Consider the following 15,710-nt stretch of genomic DNA (forward strand, 5'->3'; position numbering starts at 1 on the left):
GGACCTCGAGCGAGCGGGGAATTGTCAGAGCCTAGACGGTCTGACCGACGGTGGGGGCTCTGGTTCGGCAGTTTTTCCTGAGAGTGAGCGTTCGTCCGGCAATACCCTGGCGAATGCCTGAATGAATGCAGGGGCCGTGCCGAATTGTCTACCCCAGTGATGACAGAAAGAAAAAATCTGGCGAAAGGTTGTTCAAAAATCCACCAGTCCCGGTATGATCGCGCGCCCTGATGCACACGCCTGGTAAACCCCGATGATGAAGCCCAACCTGATCGCCGCAGCCGAGATCGACCGTCTCGATACCTGGGCCAAATATTCGGCCCCGATGTGCGGCTCGTGCGTTTCCAGCTGCTGCACGCTGCCGGTCGAGGTCAAGATCAAGGATCTGGTGCGAATCGGTGTGGTCGACGAATTCGAACTGGGCGACCCGCCGAAGAACATCGCCAAGCGCCTGCAAAAGGAAGGCCTGGTGGAACGCTTCAACCAGAAGTCAGGGATCTTCACCCTGCAGCGCATGAGCAACAACGATTGCTACTACCTGGATCGTAAGAGCCGGCTGTGCACCATTTATGACAAGCGCCCGGACACCTGCCGCAACCACCCGAAGATCGGCCCGCGCCCGGGATATTGCGCGTACAAGCCGAAGGAAGTGGAGCGGGTGCAGAATTCGCGGTCGATCGAGAAGTTCTGATCGGCTCTTGATCGTTCCCACGCTTTGCGTGGGAACGAGATATCAAAAAAGCCCAGACAAACAAAAACGCCCCCGGTCTCTCGACCGGGGGCGTTTTTTTAAGCCTGGGCTAAATTACGCCTTGGCTTTCTTGGCAGCGCGGGTACGCTCGCTTTCGTCCAGGATCTTCTTGCGAAGACGGATGGACTTAGGAGTAACTTCGCACAGCTCGTCTTCCTGGATGTATTCCAGAGCCTGTTCCAGAGTGAAGCGAACAGGTGGGACCAGAGCGATGGTTTCGTCTTTACCCGAAGCACGCATGTTGTCGAGCTTCTTGCCTTTGGTTGGGTTCACACCCAGGTCGTTGTCGCGGGAGTTCTGACCAACGATCTGACCGTTGTAGATCTCCTGGCCGTGTTCTACGAACAGCTTGCCACGAGCCTGCAGGGTTTCCAGGGAGTAGGTCAGCGCCTTGCCGGTTTCAACCGAAACCAGAACGCCGTTCTGACGGCCGGACATGTGGCCCGACTTCACTGGAGCGTAACGGTCGAAGATCGAGGTCAGGATGCCAGCACCGTTGGTCAGGGTCAGGAACTGGTTACGGAAACCGATCAGACCGCGAGCAGGGATGTTGTATTCCAGACGAACACGGCCCTTGCCATCCGGCACCATGTTGCTCAGGTCGCCTTTACGCAGACCCATCTCTTCCATGACCTTGCCCTGGGATTCTTCAGGGATGTCGATGGTTACGTTTTCGAACGGTTCCTGCTTCACGCCGTCAACTTCACGGATGATCACTTCAGGACGGCCCAGGGCCAGCTCGAAGCCTTCGCGACGCATGGTTTCGATCAGTACCGACAGGTGCAGCTCACCACGGCCGGATACCTTGAACTTGTCAGCCGAGTCGCCTTCTTCAACGCGCAGTGCAACGTTGTACAGCAGCTCTTTGTCCAGACGATCCTTGATGTTACGGGAGGTCACGAACTTGCCTTCTTTACCGCAGAATGGCGAGTCGTTTACCTGGAAGGTCATGGAAACGGTTGGCTCGTCAACGGTCAGAGGCTTCATCGCCTCGACGTTGTTGATGTCGCACAGGGTGTCGGAGATGAACAGCTCGTCGAAACCGCTGATGCAGACGATGTCGCCGGCCGCTGCTTCTTCAACGTCGACGCGGTGCAGACCGTGGTGACCCATCAGCTTCAGGATACGGCCGTTGCGGCGCTTGCCGTTGGCGTCGATAGCCACAACCGGAGTGTTCGGCTTGACGCGACCACGAGCGATACGGCCAACACCGATAACACCCAGGAAGCTGTTGTAGTCCAGAGCGGAGATCTGCATCTGGAACGGACCGTCACGGTCAACAGCCGGAGCTGGAACGTGGTCGACAACCGCTTGGTACAGCGGGGTCATGTCTTCCGCCATGGCGGTGTGGTCCAGACCGGCGATGCCGTTCAGGGCCGAAGCGTAAACAACCTGGAAGTCCAGTTGTTCTTCGGTAGCGCCCAGGTTGTCGAACAGATCGAAGATCTGGTCCAGAACCCAGTCAGGACGCGCGCCCGGACGGTCAACCTTGTTGATGACCACGATTGGACGCAGGCCGGCTTCGAAAGCCTTCTTGGTCACGAAACGGGTTTGCGGCATAGGGCCGTCTTGAGCGTCGACCAGCAGCAGCACGGAGTCAACCATGGACATTACGCGCTCAACTTCGCCGCCGAAGTCGGCGTGGCCCGGGGTGTCCACGATGTTGATGTGGTAGCCGTTCCAGTTAATGGCGGTGTTTTTCGCCAGAATGGTAATGCCGCGCTCTTTTTCCTGGTCGTTGGAGTCCATCACGCGCTCGTCGTTGAGCTCGTTGCGCTCCAGGGTGCCGGATTGACGCAGGAGTTTGTCTACCAGGGTGGTCTTACCATGGTCAACGTGGGCAATGATGGCGATGTTGCGTAGATTTTCGATCACTTGTGTATCTCGATCAGAGGATTCGGTTTGCTGACAAGTCTTGGCAGCGATTAGCAGTAGTGTCCGGCATGGCCGTTACAGCTTGACGGCGGTGTCGGGGGGCCGGTGACGCAGGCCACAGGCAAACAGCCCCGGGCACTTAGCTCGGTCGATAAACGCGCACATTGGCATGCCCCTCACTGAGCAAATGGTGAGCATGCAGGCGACTCATCACGCCTTTGTCGCAATACAGCAGGTACTGGCGAGTAGGGTCCAGTTCCTTGAAACGTGCGTTCACTGCATAGAACGGCATCGTCTGTACTTCTATGCCCTCGAGCTCCAGCGGCTCATCCTCGGCGGCATCCGGGTGACGGATGTCGATGACGATCTGGCCGGCCAGTGCTTCGCTGACTTCTTCGATTTGCAAATCCTGGCCCAATTCGTCGATCACCCGATCGATCGGCACCAGTCTGGCGTTTGCGAGCGCACGCTCAAGCACCGCCATGTCGAATTCCTGCTCTTCGTGCTCAACGCGACCACGCTTGGCGGCGGTTTTCGGATTGACCGAAATGACCCCGCAGTATTCCGGCATGTGCCGGGCGAAATCGGCGGTGCCGATCTCGTTGGCCGTGTCGATGATGTCCTGCTTGTGGGCGACGATCAGCGGGCGCAGGACCAGTTTGTCGGTCACGCAGTCGATCACCGACAGGTTCGGCAGCGTCTGGCTCGACACCTGGGAGATCGCCTCACCGGTGACCAGCGCATCGATGTGCAGACGCTCGGCGATGGCCGAGGACGCGCGCAACATCATACGCTTCAATACGACGCCCATATGACTGTTATCGACTTTGCCGAGAATTTCGCCCAACACTTCTTCGAACGGGACACTGACAAATAGCACGCGTTGCGAGCTGCCGTACTTCTTCCAGATGAAATGCGCGACTTCCATCACGCCCAATTCGTGGGCACGACCGCCCAGATTAAAGAAGCAGAAGTGCGCCATCAGGCCACGACGCATGATCTGGTAGGCGGCAACCGTCGAGTCAAAGCCGCCGGACATCAATACGAGCGTCTGTTCCAGCGCACCAAGCGGGTAGCCGCCGATGCCATTGTGCTGGCTGTGGATAACAAACAACCGTTTGTCGCGAACTTCGATGCGGACTTCGATTTCCGGCGCTTTCAGGTCGATTCCGGCGGCACCGCACTCACGGCGCAGCTTGCTGCCGACGTATTTTTCGATGTCCATCGAGCTGAATGCATGCTTGCCCGCACGTTTGCAGCGCACCGAGAAAATCTTCCCGGCCAGTGCATCGCCATAGTGCTGCTTGCACTTCTCGGTGATGTCGTCGAAGTCGCCCAGCGGGTACTCGTCGATCTGCAGAAAGTGCGCGATGCCCGGCATGCAGGTCAGGCGCTCGCCCATCTCTTTCAGGGCCTTGGGGTCGGTTACGCGGGTTTCCAGCTCGAGATTGTCCCACACGCCGTTCACCACCACGGCCGGGTCCAGGTCGCGGAGCACGGTGCGGATGTTCTTGGCCAGCTGGCGGATGAATTTCGTCCGGACAGGTCGGCTTTTGATGGTGATCTCGGGGAAGACTTTTACGATTAGTTTCATGAAAACAGCGCGCGCTGGGCCAGCCGAAAAAGGGGGGCGCGGATTATAGCGGAAATTGCTCAAGGTTTAACCAGTTAATGTGCAGAAGGTTTTGCATGCACCAAAACGGGTCATTTTCGGCTTGTGGCGCTACATTAAAGGGCGAGATTTTCAGCCTTTATGCGTTTCGCACCTTAATAAGCGTGAATTTGGGGCAAAAAACCCATGCTGGGGCACTGGCATGCAATTTGCTCCCTTGTGAGGCAGGTTGCCTTGGCAGAGTATTCGCGCCGGCATCACCAACATTTAAGGGCATCCACTACCAGCCCTAAGCCACCCGGAGGACACTATGTCGAAGTCGGTTCAACTCATCAAAGATCATGACGTCAAGTGGATTGATCTGCGCTTCACGGACACCAAAGGCACTCAGCACCACGTGACCATGCCGGCTCGCGATGCGCTGGAAGACGACTTCTTCGAAGTTGGCAAGATGTTCGACGGTTCCTCCATCGCTGGCTGGAAAGGCATCGAAGCTTCCGACATGATCCTGCTGCCGGACGACGAAACCGCCGTTCTGGACCCGTTCACCGAAGAGCCGACCCTGATCCTGGTCTGCGACATCATCGAACCTTCGACCATGCAGGGTTACGATCGCGACCCGCGCGCCATCGCCCACCGCGCCGAGGAATACCTGAAGACCACCGGTATCGGTGACACCGTATTCGCCGGCCCAGAGCCTGAGTTCTTCATCTTCGACGAAGTGAAGTTCAAGTCCGACATCTCCGGCTCGATGTTCAAGATCTACTCTGAGCAAGGCTCGTGGATGTCCGACCAGGACGTGGAAGGCGGCAACAAGGGCCACCGTCCAGGCGTGAAAGGCGGCTACTTCCCGGTTCCGCCGTTCGACCACGACCACGAAATCCGTACCGCCATGTGCAACGCACTGGAAGAGATGGGTCAGACCGTTGAAGTTCACCACCACGAAGTGGCGACTGCCGGTCAAAACGAAATTGGTGTCAAGTTCAACACCCTGGTGAAGAAAGCTGACGAAGTTCAGACTCTGAAATACGTTGTACACAACGTGGCCGATGCCTATGGCCGCACCGCGACCTTCATGCCGAAGCCTCTGTACGGCGATAACGGTTCGGGTATGCACGTTCACATGTCCATCGCCAAAGATGGCAAGAACACCTTCGCTGGCGAAGGCTATGCCGGCCTGTCCGAAACCGCCCTGTACTTCATCGGCGGCATCATCAAGCACGGTAAGGCCCTGAACGGCTTCACCAACCCGGCCACCAACTCCTACAAGCGTCTGGTGCCAGGTTTCGAAGCTCCGGTGATGCTGGCCTACTCGGCTCGCAACCGTTCCGCCTCGATCCGTATTCCTTACGTCAACAGCCCACGCGGCCGTCGTATCGAAGCACGTTTCCCGGATCCGGCTGCCAACCCGTACCTGGCTTTCGCAGCACTGCTGATGGCCGGTCTGGACGGTATCCAGAACAAGATCCACCCAGGCGATGCTGCCGACAAAAACCTGTACGACCTGCCGCCTGAAGAGGCGAAAGAGATCCCGCAAGTTTGCGGCAGCCTGAAAGAAGCCCTGGAAGAGCTGGACAAGGGCCGCGCGTTCCTGACCAAGGGCGGCGTGTTCTCCGACGACTTCATCGATGCCTACATCGCGCTGAAATCCGAAGAAGAAATCAAGGTTCGCACCTTCGTACACCCACTGGAATATGAGCTGTACTACAGCTGCTGATCCGGTAGCGCTGCGCTACGCGGCGTGACAAAAGAGAGGCCTCCTTCGGGAGGCCTTTTTTGTGCCCGCTCATCCATGGATAATCCGCCGCTTTCGCGCCATGACCGGCGCCTTGACGAAGGGATTCGCATGAAGTGGTTACGGGTTATCGCCCTGATGGCCGGTCTCGCCTGCTCGACAGCCGGCGCTGCCGAGTTCTATGAAAACAAGCCGCTGGCTCACCCGCTGATTCAGGGCTTGCAGGAGAGCTCGATGACCCTGGCGTTCATCAAGGAAGCCAGCGGTGTCAAAGACTATTACTGCCGTTGCAAGACACCGGGCGAACGTCCGCAATTGCTTGATGACTTCGGCCAGGCGAGTATCGAGTCGGTTTTTCTCATGTCGCTCGACAGTGAGGATCCCACTCGCTTCGTGCTTTTTCGGCAAAGCGACGGCTACAGGATCTACGCCTACAAGTACAACGCCAACGATCAACTCTATAGCCGCGTCACGCGACTGCAGCCAGCGCTGGACCGTATCACTGAAGGCCACAAGCACCTCGACGCCCTGACCATCAAGAAAGCGCTGAGCCAGATCACCCCGCTCAACTACAGCCTCCTCCTTGAAGAGTCCGGTATACCGGAATTCGACCAGCTCGATCTCAGCCAAGGGAAACTGGTGAGCTATTACGGCCAGTACTACGACCCACTGAACAACCCGACGCCAGATGACGAGCCGTACTTTTTCAAGAAGACCTACCAGGAAAAAGACGGCCGGTTTCTCACCGTTACCTTCTGGCGCTGGCTAGACAAGACCCTCGTCGAGGGTAACCGCACGCTCTACAACTACCGGGTCAGGCGCATTGCCTGGGAAACCGAACCGACCAGATTCACTGGCGGCGAAGACGGCCAGTCAGTGTCTTATGATTCCGTATCGATCTCGGCCCAAGGGGCTTTCAAGCAAGGTGTGCGAATCGGTCCGTGGTCGTCCTCCAAAGACGAAAAATACTCGGAGTCCGGCAATTTCGTAGAGGGCAAACGAGAGGGACAGTGGAGTCTGTACCAGGATGGTCAAATTCTGGAGGGTGACTACCACAATGACTTGCGCGAGGGCCGCTGGCAGCTTCACAACTACGACGAATTGGAATGGGTCGCCACAGGATTCCAGACCTATGCCCACGGCCAACTCAACGGCCCCAGTGAATTGACTCTCCGTGGTACTACCGAGCGCGGCGAATATCGCGATGGCAAACGCGAAGGCCTCTGGGTGACCAAGACGGACAATGGCCACAGCCGGAGCGTCCACTTCGCTGAAGACAAGAAGGAAGGCGAGTTGCGCGAAGTCGACGCCAATGGTGTGCTGCTCTTCATCGAGCACTACAAGGCCGGTTCCCTGTCCGCCGCCCGTAAAAATGTGGTTACGCCGAGCACCTCACAGTAAATCCGGGGCGTTTGTATGAACGGATGTTGTCCCGGTTGGGCTAAAAGCCGTCCCTGGCCTATGCTGCAACCCATCGTTTTCTTTTCCGGTCGATTTCATGGGTCGCACCTTTCTCTACATCCTGCTGCTGATCGCCCTGCCCGCCGCTGCGCAGATCTACAAATACAACGACGCAAACGGCAACACGGTGTACAGCGATCACTCGCCAGACGGGGTGCAGGCGCAGCCGGTGGAGTTGCCGCCGCTCAATAGCGTCCAGCCTCAGGCACCGAGTGCGCCGTCATCAGACACGGCCAGCCGTGCACCTGCGCGCAATGCCTATGAGGTGCTGGAACTGACCGGCCTGCCCACTGAAGAGGCTCTGCGCGCCAACAACGGCACGTTCACTGTCAGCGTGCAGATCGAGCCGCGCCTGCAACCACCACATCAATTGCGCCTGCTACTGGACAACGCGCCTTATGGCCAGCCGAGCAACGTGCCGATCCTGCAACTGGTGAACGTTGACCGGGGCGAGCATCGGCTGGCGGTTCAGGTGATCGATGGCGAGGCGATCATTCAACAGAGTCCGGCTGTGGTCCTCACTGTGCAACGGGTGCACAAGCCATGACTCGCAGATTGATCGCTGTGTGTCTGGCCCTGTTTGCGTTCGGCGCATCTGCCGAGGTCTTCACTTATGTCGATTCGCAGGGCAACCGGGTTTACACCGATCAACCACGGGGCAATGCCAAGCGTGTACCGCTGGCCACCAGCAATCGCATGGCCTCGAACCCGACCGGGGCGGCGCCCATCATCACGGCTAAAAAATCACCGGAGCAACCGCTGTTCCGCTACGACATGCTACGCGTGCTGATCCCCGAGCCGGACGCCACCATCCGCAGCAGCGCCGGCGAATTGATCGTCAGCATCACCAGCGAACCTGGCCTGCAAAAAGGTCATCGCTATCGCCTGCTGCTGGACGGCCAGGCCACCGGCGAGCCCGGCCTGAGCCCGGTATTCCCGCTGAGCAATATCGATCGCGGCAGCCATAACCTGTCGGTGGAGATCCTCGACGCACAGGATCGTATCGTCGAGCGCACAGCCAATCAGCCGTTCCACATGCAGCGCATCTCGCTGGCACAGAAACGCCAGGTCAAACCTTGCTCCACCGACGACTACGGCGTCCGCCCCGAATGCCCGCTGAAGGACAAACCCGTCGAACCGAAAAATCCCTTCCTGCGTTTCTTCTAACGCCGTTCAGCTTTGCGCACTATATTGGTGCAGCAGTCTGCACCCTACCCACATTGCAACCCATTTTGGTTCAAAAGTACCCGACAGGGCTGGCGGATCGCCACGCAAACGAGCGTAAAACGCCCGTTTCAGGGGGCGAACGCTTCTTTTCGGAGCCTTGGTTTGGTTTTTGCATTTTCCTGATATCGGCGCTTGGTTCCTTGCGCACGCCTTGCTCCAAAAGAGGTCCTGATGACCATAAGCGACGCACTCCACCGTTTGTTGCTCGACAACCTGACCACCGCCACCATCCTGCTCGATGCCGAATTGCGCCTCGAGTACATGAACCCGGCGGCGGAGATGCTGCTGGCCATCAGCGGTCAGCGCAGCCATGGCCAGTTCATCAGCGAGCTGTTCACCGAGTCCACCGAGGCGCTCAATTCGTTGCGCCAGGCAGTGGAACAGGCTCATCCGTTCACCAAGCGCGAAGCAATGCTCACCGCCCTCACCGGCCAGACACTCACCGTGGACTATGCGGTGACGCCGATCCTCAGCAACGGCGCGACCCTGCTGTTGCTGGAAGTGCATCCCCGTGATCGCTTGCTGCGGATCACCAAGGAAGAGGCACAACTGTCCAAACAGGAAACCAGCAAGATGCTGGTGCGCGGCCTCGCCCACGAGATCAAGAACCCGCTGGGCGGTATTCGTGGCGCAGCGCAATTGCTGGCCCGGGAGCTGCCGGAAGACAGCCTGCGCGACTACACCAATGTGATCATCGAAGAGGCCGACCGCCTGCGCAATCTGGTCGACCGCATGCTCGGCTCGAACAAACTGCCGTCGCTGGCCCTGTGCAACGTCCACGAGGTGCTGGAGCGTGTCTGCCAACTGGTCGAGGCCGAAAGCCAGGGCTGCATCACGCTGGTGCGCGATTACGACCCGAGCATTCCCGACGTATTGATCGACCGCGAGCAAATGATTCAGGCCGTGCTGAACATCGTGCGCAACGCGATGCAGGCGATCAGCAGCCAGAACGAGCTGCGCCTGGGCCGCATCAGCCTGCGCACCCGCGCCATGCGCCAGTTCACCATCGGCCACATCCGCCATCGCCTGGTGACCAAGATCGAGATCATCGACAACGGCCCGGGGATCCCGACGGAACTCCAGGAAACCATTTTCTTTCCCATGGTCAGCGGCCGTCCGGACGGTACCGGGCTGGGCCTGGCCATCACCCAGAACATCATCAGCCAGCACCAGGGCCTGATCGAGTGTGACAGCCATCCAGGCCACACCACGTTTTCGATCTTTCTGCCACTGGAACAAGGAGCCACATCGACATGAGCCGTAGTGAAACAGTGTGGATCGTCGATGACGACCGTTCTATCCGTTGGGTTCTGGAAAAAGCCCTGCAACAGGAAGGCATGACCACCCAGAGCTTCGACAGTGCCGATGGCGTGATGAGCCGCCTGGCCCGCCAGCAGCCGGATGTGATCATCTCCGATATCCGCATGCCCGGCGCCAGTGGCCTGGACTTGCTGGCGCGCATCCGCGAGCAACACCCACGACTGCCGGTCATCATCATGACCGCTCACTCCGATCTGGACAGCGCTGTCGCCTCGTATCAGGGCGGCGCCTTCGAGTACCTGCCAAAACCGTTCGATGTCGACGAAGCGGTGTCGCTGGTCAAACGCGCCAATCAGCACGCCCAGGAACAACAGGGCCTGGAAGTCGCGCCGACCCTGACCCGCACCCCGGAAATCATCGGCGAAGCACCGGCGATGCAGGAAGTGTTTCGCGCCATCGGGCGCTTGAGCCACTCCAACATCACCGTGCTGATCAACGGCGAATCCGGCACCGGTAAAGAACTGGTGGCTCACGCCCTGCACCGCCACAGCCCGCGCGCGGCCTCGCCGTTCATCGCGCTGAACATGGCGGCGATTCCGAAAGACCTGATGGAATCCGAGCTGTTCGGCCACGAGAAAGGCGCGTTTACCGGCGCGGCCAACCTGCGTCGCGGCCGCTTCGAACAAGCCGACGGCGGCACGCTGTTCCTCGATGAAATCGGCGACATGCCGGCAGACACCCAGACCCGACTGTTGCGGGTATTGGCCGATGGCGAGTTCTATCGTGTCGGCGGGCACGTGCCGGTCAAGGTCGACGTGCGGATCATCGCTGCAACCCACCAGAATCTGGAAACTCTGGTTCACGCCGGGAAATTCCGTGAGGACTTGTTCCACCGCCTCAACGTGATCCGCATCCACATCCCGCGCCTGTCGGATCGCCGCGAAGACATCCCGACCCTGGCCAAGCACTTCCTCAGCCGCGCCGCGCAAGAACTGGCGGTCGAACCGAAGCTGCTGAAAAGCGAGACCGAGGAATACCTGAAAAACCTGCCATGGCCGGGTAACGTGCGTCAGCTGGAAAACACCTGCCGCTGGATCACGGTGATGGCGTCCGGGCGCGAGGTGCACATCAGCGACCTGCCGCCGGAACTGTTGAGCCTGCCGCAGGACTCCGCACCGGTGACCAACTGGGAACAGGCGCTGCGCCAGTGGGCCGATCAGGCTCTGGCGCGCGGCCAGTCGAGCCTGCTCGACAGCGCGGTGCCGGCGTTCGAGCGAATCATGATCGAGACGGCGTTGAAGCACACCGCCGGGCGTCGTCGTGATGCTGCGGTGCTGCTGGGCTGGGGCCGCAATACCCTGACCCGCAAGATCAAGGAGCTCGGCATGAAGGTCGATGGCGGGGATGACGACGAGGGTGATGAAGGCTGAGATTGAGCGCCAGTCTGCACCGCCGAAAGGCACCGTGACCCGTAATCGGGCACGGCCACCGGCTCAGGCTTGCACTGAAAACCCCTGAAAATTCCATCCTGTGGAAAGACGAAGGCCCCGTATTACGGGGCCTTCGTCATTGTGTCGGGCTTTATTGTTTCAAAACGAGAAAACCTGGCACGCCCCCTGCAATAACTCCATCAGGTGATTCGATTCACCCACCCTTTCGGGGGCCTTGGTACAGGCAGGCCGGGGATTCCCCTCTTTACACCGGACTCATCGAGTCCACCCTTTTGGGGCCCTTGATACAGGCAGGTCAGGGGTTCCTTCTTTACACCGGCTCAGAACGCGATGCGATGAGCCCACCCGTTTCGGGAACCTTGGTACAGGCAGGCCGGGGATTCCCTCTTTTATTGCTCCCGGAGATGGATCTCCAGCCGCCAGCGGTCATCGACCGCCTGGCCGGCCCAGTCGCCCTGCAGCGGCCGCGCCGCCACCAGCGTCAGCAACAATCCCCCGTCACTCAACCGCGTCCGCCAGTTCACGTCTTTGCCGTTGAACTTGAGCTGTCCTTTCTGCACCTTGCCTTCGGCCTCGAACAGCAACGCAACGCTGCCATCGACGATCTCGCCGTGCAGCTTCGGCTCGTTGTTGAACCAGACCGCCAGCCCCCCATCGATCACCTCGACCTGCTGCAAGACGCTCGGGTCAGGCGTGGTCAAGCGGCCGATCATCATCCCGACCATCACACCGACGATCGCCAGTGACGCCATTACCCGCAGGAATAGTTTCGAACGCGGGTCGGCTTGCGGCGTAGAATGCGCGTCATCTTTACCTTCGGAGCCGTGCATGTTTCACGTCATCCTTTTTCAACCGGAAATTCCACCGAACACCGGTAACGTTATCAGGCTGTGCGCCAACAGCGGCTGCCACCTGCATTTGATCGAACCGCTGGGCTTCGAGATGGATGACAAGCGTCTGCGTCGCGCCGGTCTCGACTATCACGAGTATGCCACTCTGCAACGCCACGCCGACCTGGCCAGTTGCCTGGAAAGCCTCGGCCACCCTCGGCTGTTCGCCTTCACCACCAAGGGTTCGCGACCGTTTCACGATGCCGCGTTCGTCCCCGGCGATGCCTTCATTTTCGGCCCGGAAAGCCGTGGCCTGCCGCCTGAAGTGCTGGACGCCCTGCCCGCCGAACAACGCCTGCGCCTGCCGATGCGCGAGGGTTGCCGCAGCCTGAACCTGTCCAACACAGTGGCAGTGGCCGTGTATGAAGCGTGGCGGCAGAACGACTTCAAGTAACGCCATACGATCGCCCAAGAAAAAAGCGCCTGTAACGGCGCTTTTTTCGTTGTTGTATCGACCGCTTACTGAACGGTCGGGGTCTCGCCGGCTTCCTGCATGCGCTGCAGCTCTTGCGCGTACAGGGCATCGAAGTTCACCGGTGCCAGCATCAGGGCCGGGAACGAACCACGGGTCACCAGGCTGTCCAGGGTTTCGCGAGCGTACGGGAACAGGATGTTCGGGCAGAACGCACCCAGAGTGTGGCTCATCGAAGCCGCGTCCAGGTTCTTGATCAGGAAGATGCCGGCCTGTTGCACTTCAGCGATGAAGGCAACTTCTTCACCGTTCTTCACGGTGACGGACAGGGTCAGCACGACTTCGTAGAAATCACCTTCCAGGGCTTTCTGGCGGGTGTTCAGATCCAGACCGACCGCCGGGTCCCACTGCTGACGGAAGATCGCCGGGCTTTTCGGGGCTTCGAAGGACAGGTCGCGTACGTAGATGCGCTGCAAGGAGAATTGCGGTGCGGTTTCTTCTTCGCTGGCTGCAGTGTTCTGTTGGTCAGTCATCTCAGATCCTTTCTGATCTCGGGTCTTGTAGGGTTCTTGGTGTTCGGTAGAGCGTGCAGCAGGTCAGGCCTTGAGCAGCGCGTCGAGCTTGCCGGCGCGCTCCAGGGCGTACAAATCGTCACATCCGCCGACGTGGGTGTCGCCGATCCAGATCTGCGGCACGGACGTGCGTCCGGCCTTCTGGGCCATGGCGGCGCGCACTTGCGGCTTGCCATCGACCTTGATCTCTTCGAAGGCCACGCCTTTGTTCGCGAGCAGGTACTTGGCGCGCGAGCAGTAAGGGCAGTAATCGCTGGAGTAGACGATGACTTCGCTCATATCACTTCACCAGCGGCAGGTTGTCGCCTTTCCAGCTGGAAATCCCGCCGGACAGCTTGGCGGCGGTGAAGCCGGCCTTCATCAGCTCACGGGCATGAGTGCCGGCGGTCTGGCCCAGGGCGTCGACCAGAATGATGGTCTTGGCCTTGTGTTTTTCCAGCTCGCCGATACGGGCGGCCAGCTTGTCCTGGGGAATGTTCACCGCGCCAACGATGTGACCGGCGGCGTATTCCTTGCTCGGACGGATGTCCACGACCACGCCGGCTTCCTTGTTGACCAGTGCGGTCAGCTCGCCCGTGCTCAGGCTTTTACCGCCGCCCTGCACTGTGTGCGCCAGCAGCAATGCCAGCAGTACGACGAAGATACCGACAAGAATGTAGTGGTTAGTGGCAAATTCAATCAGGTGAGCAACCATCGAAGGAGGTTCCAGGGCGTTAAAATGTCGGCCAGTATACACAGCCACTATGGTCGGCCAAACCCCGTCCGGCGGTGACGCGGTCGGAACTTCGCTTTAAACTCCAACTCCCTTTTCCATCGCCCTCTTCTTTATTAGCCACGAGTGGATTCCATGACTACCACGCCTAAACCTTTGGTCCTGATGATTCTCGACGGCTTCGGTCACAGCGACAGCCCCGAATCCAACGCCGTCTTCGCGGCCAAAAAGCCTGTGCTGGATCGCCTGTGGGCCACCGTGCCGAACGGCCTGATCTCGGGCAGCGGCATGGACGTCGGCCTGCCGGACGGCCAGATGGGCAACTCCGAAGTCGGCCATATGAACCTCGGCGCCGGCCGCGTGGTGTATCAGGACTTCACGCGCGTGACCAAAGCGATCCGCGACGGCGAGTTCTTCGAGAACCCGACCATCTGCGCCGCCGTCGACAAGGCCGTGGCCGCCGGCAAGGCCGTGCATTTCATGGGCCTGCTGTCGGACGGCGGCGTTCACAGCCACCAGGACCATCTGATCGCTATGGCCGAACTGGCCTTCAAGCGTGGCGCCGAAAAAATCTACCTGCACGCCTTCCTCGACGGCCGTGACACGCCACCGAAAAGCGCTGCTTCGTCGATCGAACTGCTCGACGCGACCTTCCAAGCCCTCGGCAAGGGCCGCATCGCCAGCCTCATCGGCCGCTACTACGCCATGGACCGCGATAACCGTTGGGATCGCGTATCCCAGGCCTACAACCTGATCGTTGATGGCAAAGGCGAATTCAACGCCGCCACCGCTCAGGAAGGCCTGGAAGCCGCTTACGCCCGTGGCGAGAGCGACGAATTCGTCAAAGCCACCAGCATCGGCGAACCGGTAAAAATTGAAGACGGCGACGCCGTGGTGTTCATGAACTTCCGCGCCGACCGTGCCCGTGAGCTGAGCCGTGCGTTTGTCGAAGACGGTTTCAAGGAATTCGAGCGCGCACGCCAGCCAAAAGTGCAGTACGTCGGCCTGACCCAGTACGCCGCCAGCATCCCGGCACCCGCAGCCTTTGCACCGGGCAGCCTGGAAAACGTGCTCGGCGATTACCTGGCGAAGAACGGCAAGACTCAACTGCGTATCGCCGAAACCGAGAAATACGCCCACGTGACCTTCTTCTTCTCCGGCGGTCGCGAAGAGCCGTTCCCGGGCGAAGAACGCATCCTGATCCCGTCGCCGAAAGTCGCCACCTATGACTTGCAGCCGGAAATGAGCGCGCCGGAAGTCACTGATCGCATCGTCGATGCCATCGAGCACCAGCGTTACGACGTGATCGTGGTCAACTACGCCAACGGCGACATGGTCGGCCATAGCGGCGTATTCGAGGCGGCGGTGAAAGCCGTGGAATGCCTGGACACCTGCGTGGGCCGCATCGTCGAAGCGCTGGAAAAGGTCGGCGGCGAAGCGCTGATCACCGCCGACCACGGTAACGTCGAACAAATGGCCGACGAAGCCACCGGCCAGGCGCACACTGCGCACACCACCGAGCCGGTGCCGTTCATCTACGTCGGCAAACGCGACCTCAAGGTTCGCGAAGGCGGCGTACTGGCGGACGTGGCGCCGACCATGCTCAAACTGCTGGGCCTGGAAAAACCAGTGGAAATGACTGGCACTTCGATTCTGGTCTGATATCAAAAACGCCCTGTAATCAGCCTGAAACGGCTTTTTATGACGAACGCCTCAAAGCAGTTGGCTTTGAGGCGTTTTTTTTGCCGCGTG

Annotated in this window: 15 protein-coding genes; 9 read left to right on the forward strand and 6 right to left on the reverse strand. The window is 59.5% G+C overall.

Annotation, left to right across the window (positions count from 1 at the left end; genetic code table 11):
• The first annotated feature begins 253 nt into the window (after positions 1-253).
• Positions 254-691 carry a YkgJ family cysteine cluster protein gene (locus CAF87_RS23310; RefSeq protein WP_007961740.1) on the forward strand — a complete coding sequence of 146 codons (438 nt, stop codon included), beginning with the start codon at positions 254-256 and terminating at the stop codon, positions 689-691.
• Between the two features lie 114 nt (positions 692-805).
• On the opposite strand, the gene typA is transcribed toward CAF87_RS23310, so the two are convergent.
• The gene (gene typA / locus CAF87_RS23315; protein ID WP_085733272.1) at positions 806-2,626 is read right to left on the reverse strand and encodes a translational GTPase TypA; all 1,821 of its coding nucleotides are present in this window, start codon (positions 2,624-2,626) and stop codon (positions 806-808) included.
• A gap of 139 nt (positions 2,627-2,765) precedes the next feature.
• Positions 2,766-4,220, reverse strand: a complete 1,455-nt coding sequence (gene thiI, locus CAF87_RS23320) for a tRNA uracil 4-sulfurtransferase ThiI (RefSeq protein WP_085733273.1) — start codon at positions 4,218-4,220, stop codon at positions 2,766-2,768.
• A 328-nt stretch (positions 4,221-4,548) separates the two neighbouring features.
• Between thiI and glnA the strand changes: the two genes are divergently transcribed.
• From glnA to ntrC, 6 genes are all read left to right on the forward strand, one after another.
• Positions 4,549-5,955: a glutamate--ammonia ligase gene (gene glnA, locus CAF87_RS23330; RefSeq protein WP_085712782.1), complete on the forward strand. Its 1,407-nt coding sequence runs from the start codon at positions 4,549-4,551 to the stop codon at positions 5,953-5,955.
• Positions 5,956-6,084: 129 nt separating this feature from the next.
• Entirely contained in the window at positions 6,085-7,374 is a 1,290-nt protein-coding gene (locus CAF87_RS23335; protein WP_085733274.1) for a toxin-antitoxin system YwqK family antitoxin, read from the forward strand.
• A gap of 97 nt (positions 7,375-7,471) precedes the next feature.
• Complete coding sequence (locus tag CAF87_RS23340; protein ID WP_085733275.1) at positions 7,472-7,981, forward strand: DUF4124 domain-containing protein; 510 nt, start codon at positions 7,472-7,474, stop codon at positions 7,979-7,981.
• Positions 7,978-8,601: a DUF4124 domain-containing protein gene (locus tag CAF87_RS23345; RefSeq protein ID WP_085733276.1), complete on the forward strand. Its 624-nt coding sequence runs from the start codon at positions 7,978-7,980 to the stop codon at positions 8,599-8,601. Before CAF87_RS23340 ends, CAF87_RS23345 begins: the two co-directional genes overlap by 4 nt.
• Before the next feature lie 231 nt (positions 8,602-8,832).
• A complete protein-coding gene (gene glnL / locus CAF87_RS23350) occupies positions 8,833-9,918 on the forward strand; it encodes a nitrogen regulation protein NR(II) (RefSeq protein WP_085733277.1) in 1,086 nt (361 codons plus the stop codon).
• Complete coding sequence (gene ntrC, locus CAF87_RS23355; RefSeq protein ID WP_007952518.1) at positions 9,915-11,351, forward strand: nitrogen regulation protein NR(I); 1,437 nt, start codon at positions 9,915-9,917, stop codon at positions 11,349-11,351. Before glnL ends, ntrC begins: the two co-directional genes overlap by 4 nt.
• A 410-nt stretch (positions 11,352-11,761) precedes the next feature.
• Here ntrC and CAF87_RS23360 read toward each other — a convergent pair whose 3' ends face one another.
• Positions 11,762-12,202 carry a hypothetical protein gene (locus CAF87_RS23360; RefSeq protein WP_085733278.1) on the reverse strand — a complete coding sequence of 147 codons (441 nt, stop codon included), beginning with the start codon at positions 12,200-12,202 and terminating at the stop codon, positions 11,762-11,764.
• Between CAF87_RS23360 and CAF87_RS23365 the strand changes: the two genes are divergently transcribed.
• Positions 12,201-12,656 (forward strand): tRNA (cytidine(34)-2'-O)-methyltransferase, encoded by a 456-nt coding sequence (locus tag CAF87_RS23365; protein WP_041071426.1) that lies wholly within the window; start codon positions 12,201-12,203, stop codon positions 12,654-12,656. The genes CAF87_RS23360 and CAF87_RS23365 overlap by 2 nt on opposite strands.
• Before the next feature lie 65 nt (positions 12,657-12,721).
• On the opposite strand, the gene secB is transcribed toward CAF87_RS23365, so the two are convergent.
• The 3 genes from secB to CAF87_RS23380 form a co-directional block, all read right to left on the reverse strand.
• Positions 12,722-13,207, reverse strand: a complete 486-nt coding sequence (secB, locus tag CAF87_RS23370; protein WP_085733279.1) for a protein-export chaperone SecB — start codon at positions 13,205-13,207, stop codon at positions 12,722-12,724.
• Positions 13,208-13,270: 63 nt separating this feature from the next.
• Positions 13,271-13,525, reverse strand: a complete 255-nt coding sequence (gene grxC / locus CAF87_RS23375) for a glutaredoxin 3 (protein ID WP_085712775.1) — start codon at positions 13,523-13,525, stop codon at positions 13,271-13,273.
• 1 nt (position 13,526) lies between these two features.
• A complete protein-coding gene (locus CAF87_RS23380; RefSeq protein WP_085702705.1) occupies positions 13,527-13,940 on the reverse strand; it encodes a rhodanese-like domain-containing protein in 414 nt (137 codons plus the stop codon).
• A gap of 153 nt (positions 13,941-14,093) precedes the next feature.
• Here CAF87_RS23380 and gpmI point away from each other — a divergent pair, with 153 nt between their 5' ends.
• Positions 14,094-15,620, forward strand: a complete 1,527-nt coding sequence (gene gpmI / locus CAF87_RS23385; RefSeq protein WP_085733280.1) for a 2,3-bisphosphoglycerate-independent phosphoglycerate mutase — start codon at positions 14,094-14,096, stop codon at positions 15,618-15,620.
• Positions 15,621-15,710 lie beyond the last annotated feature (90 nt).

The organism is Pseudomonas sp. R38(2017) (assembly GCF_002112395.1).
Taxonomy (GTDB): Bacteria; Pseudomonadota; Gammaproteobacteria; order Pseudomonadales; family Pseudomonadaceae; genus Aquipseudomonas.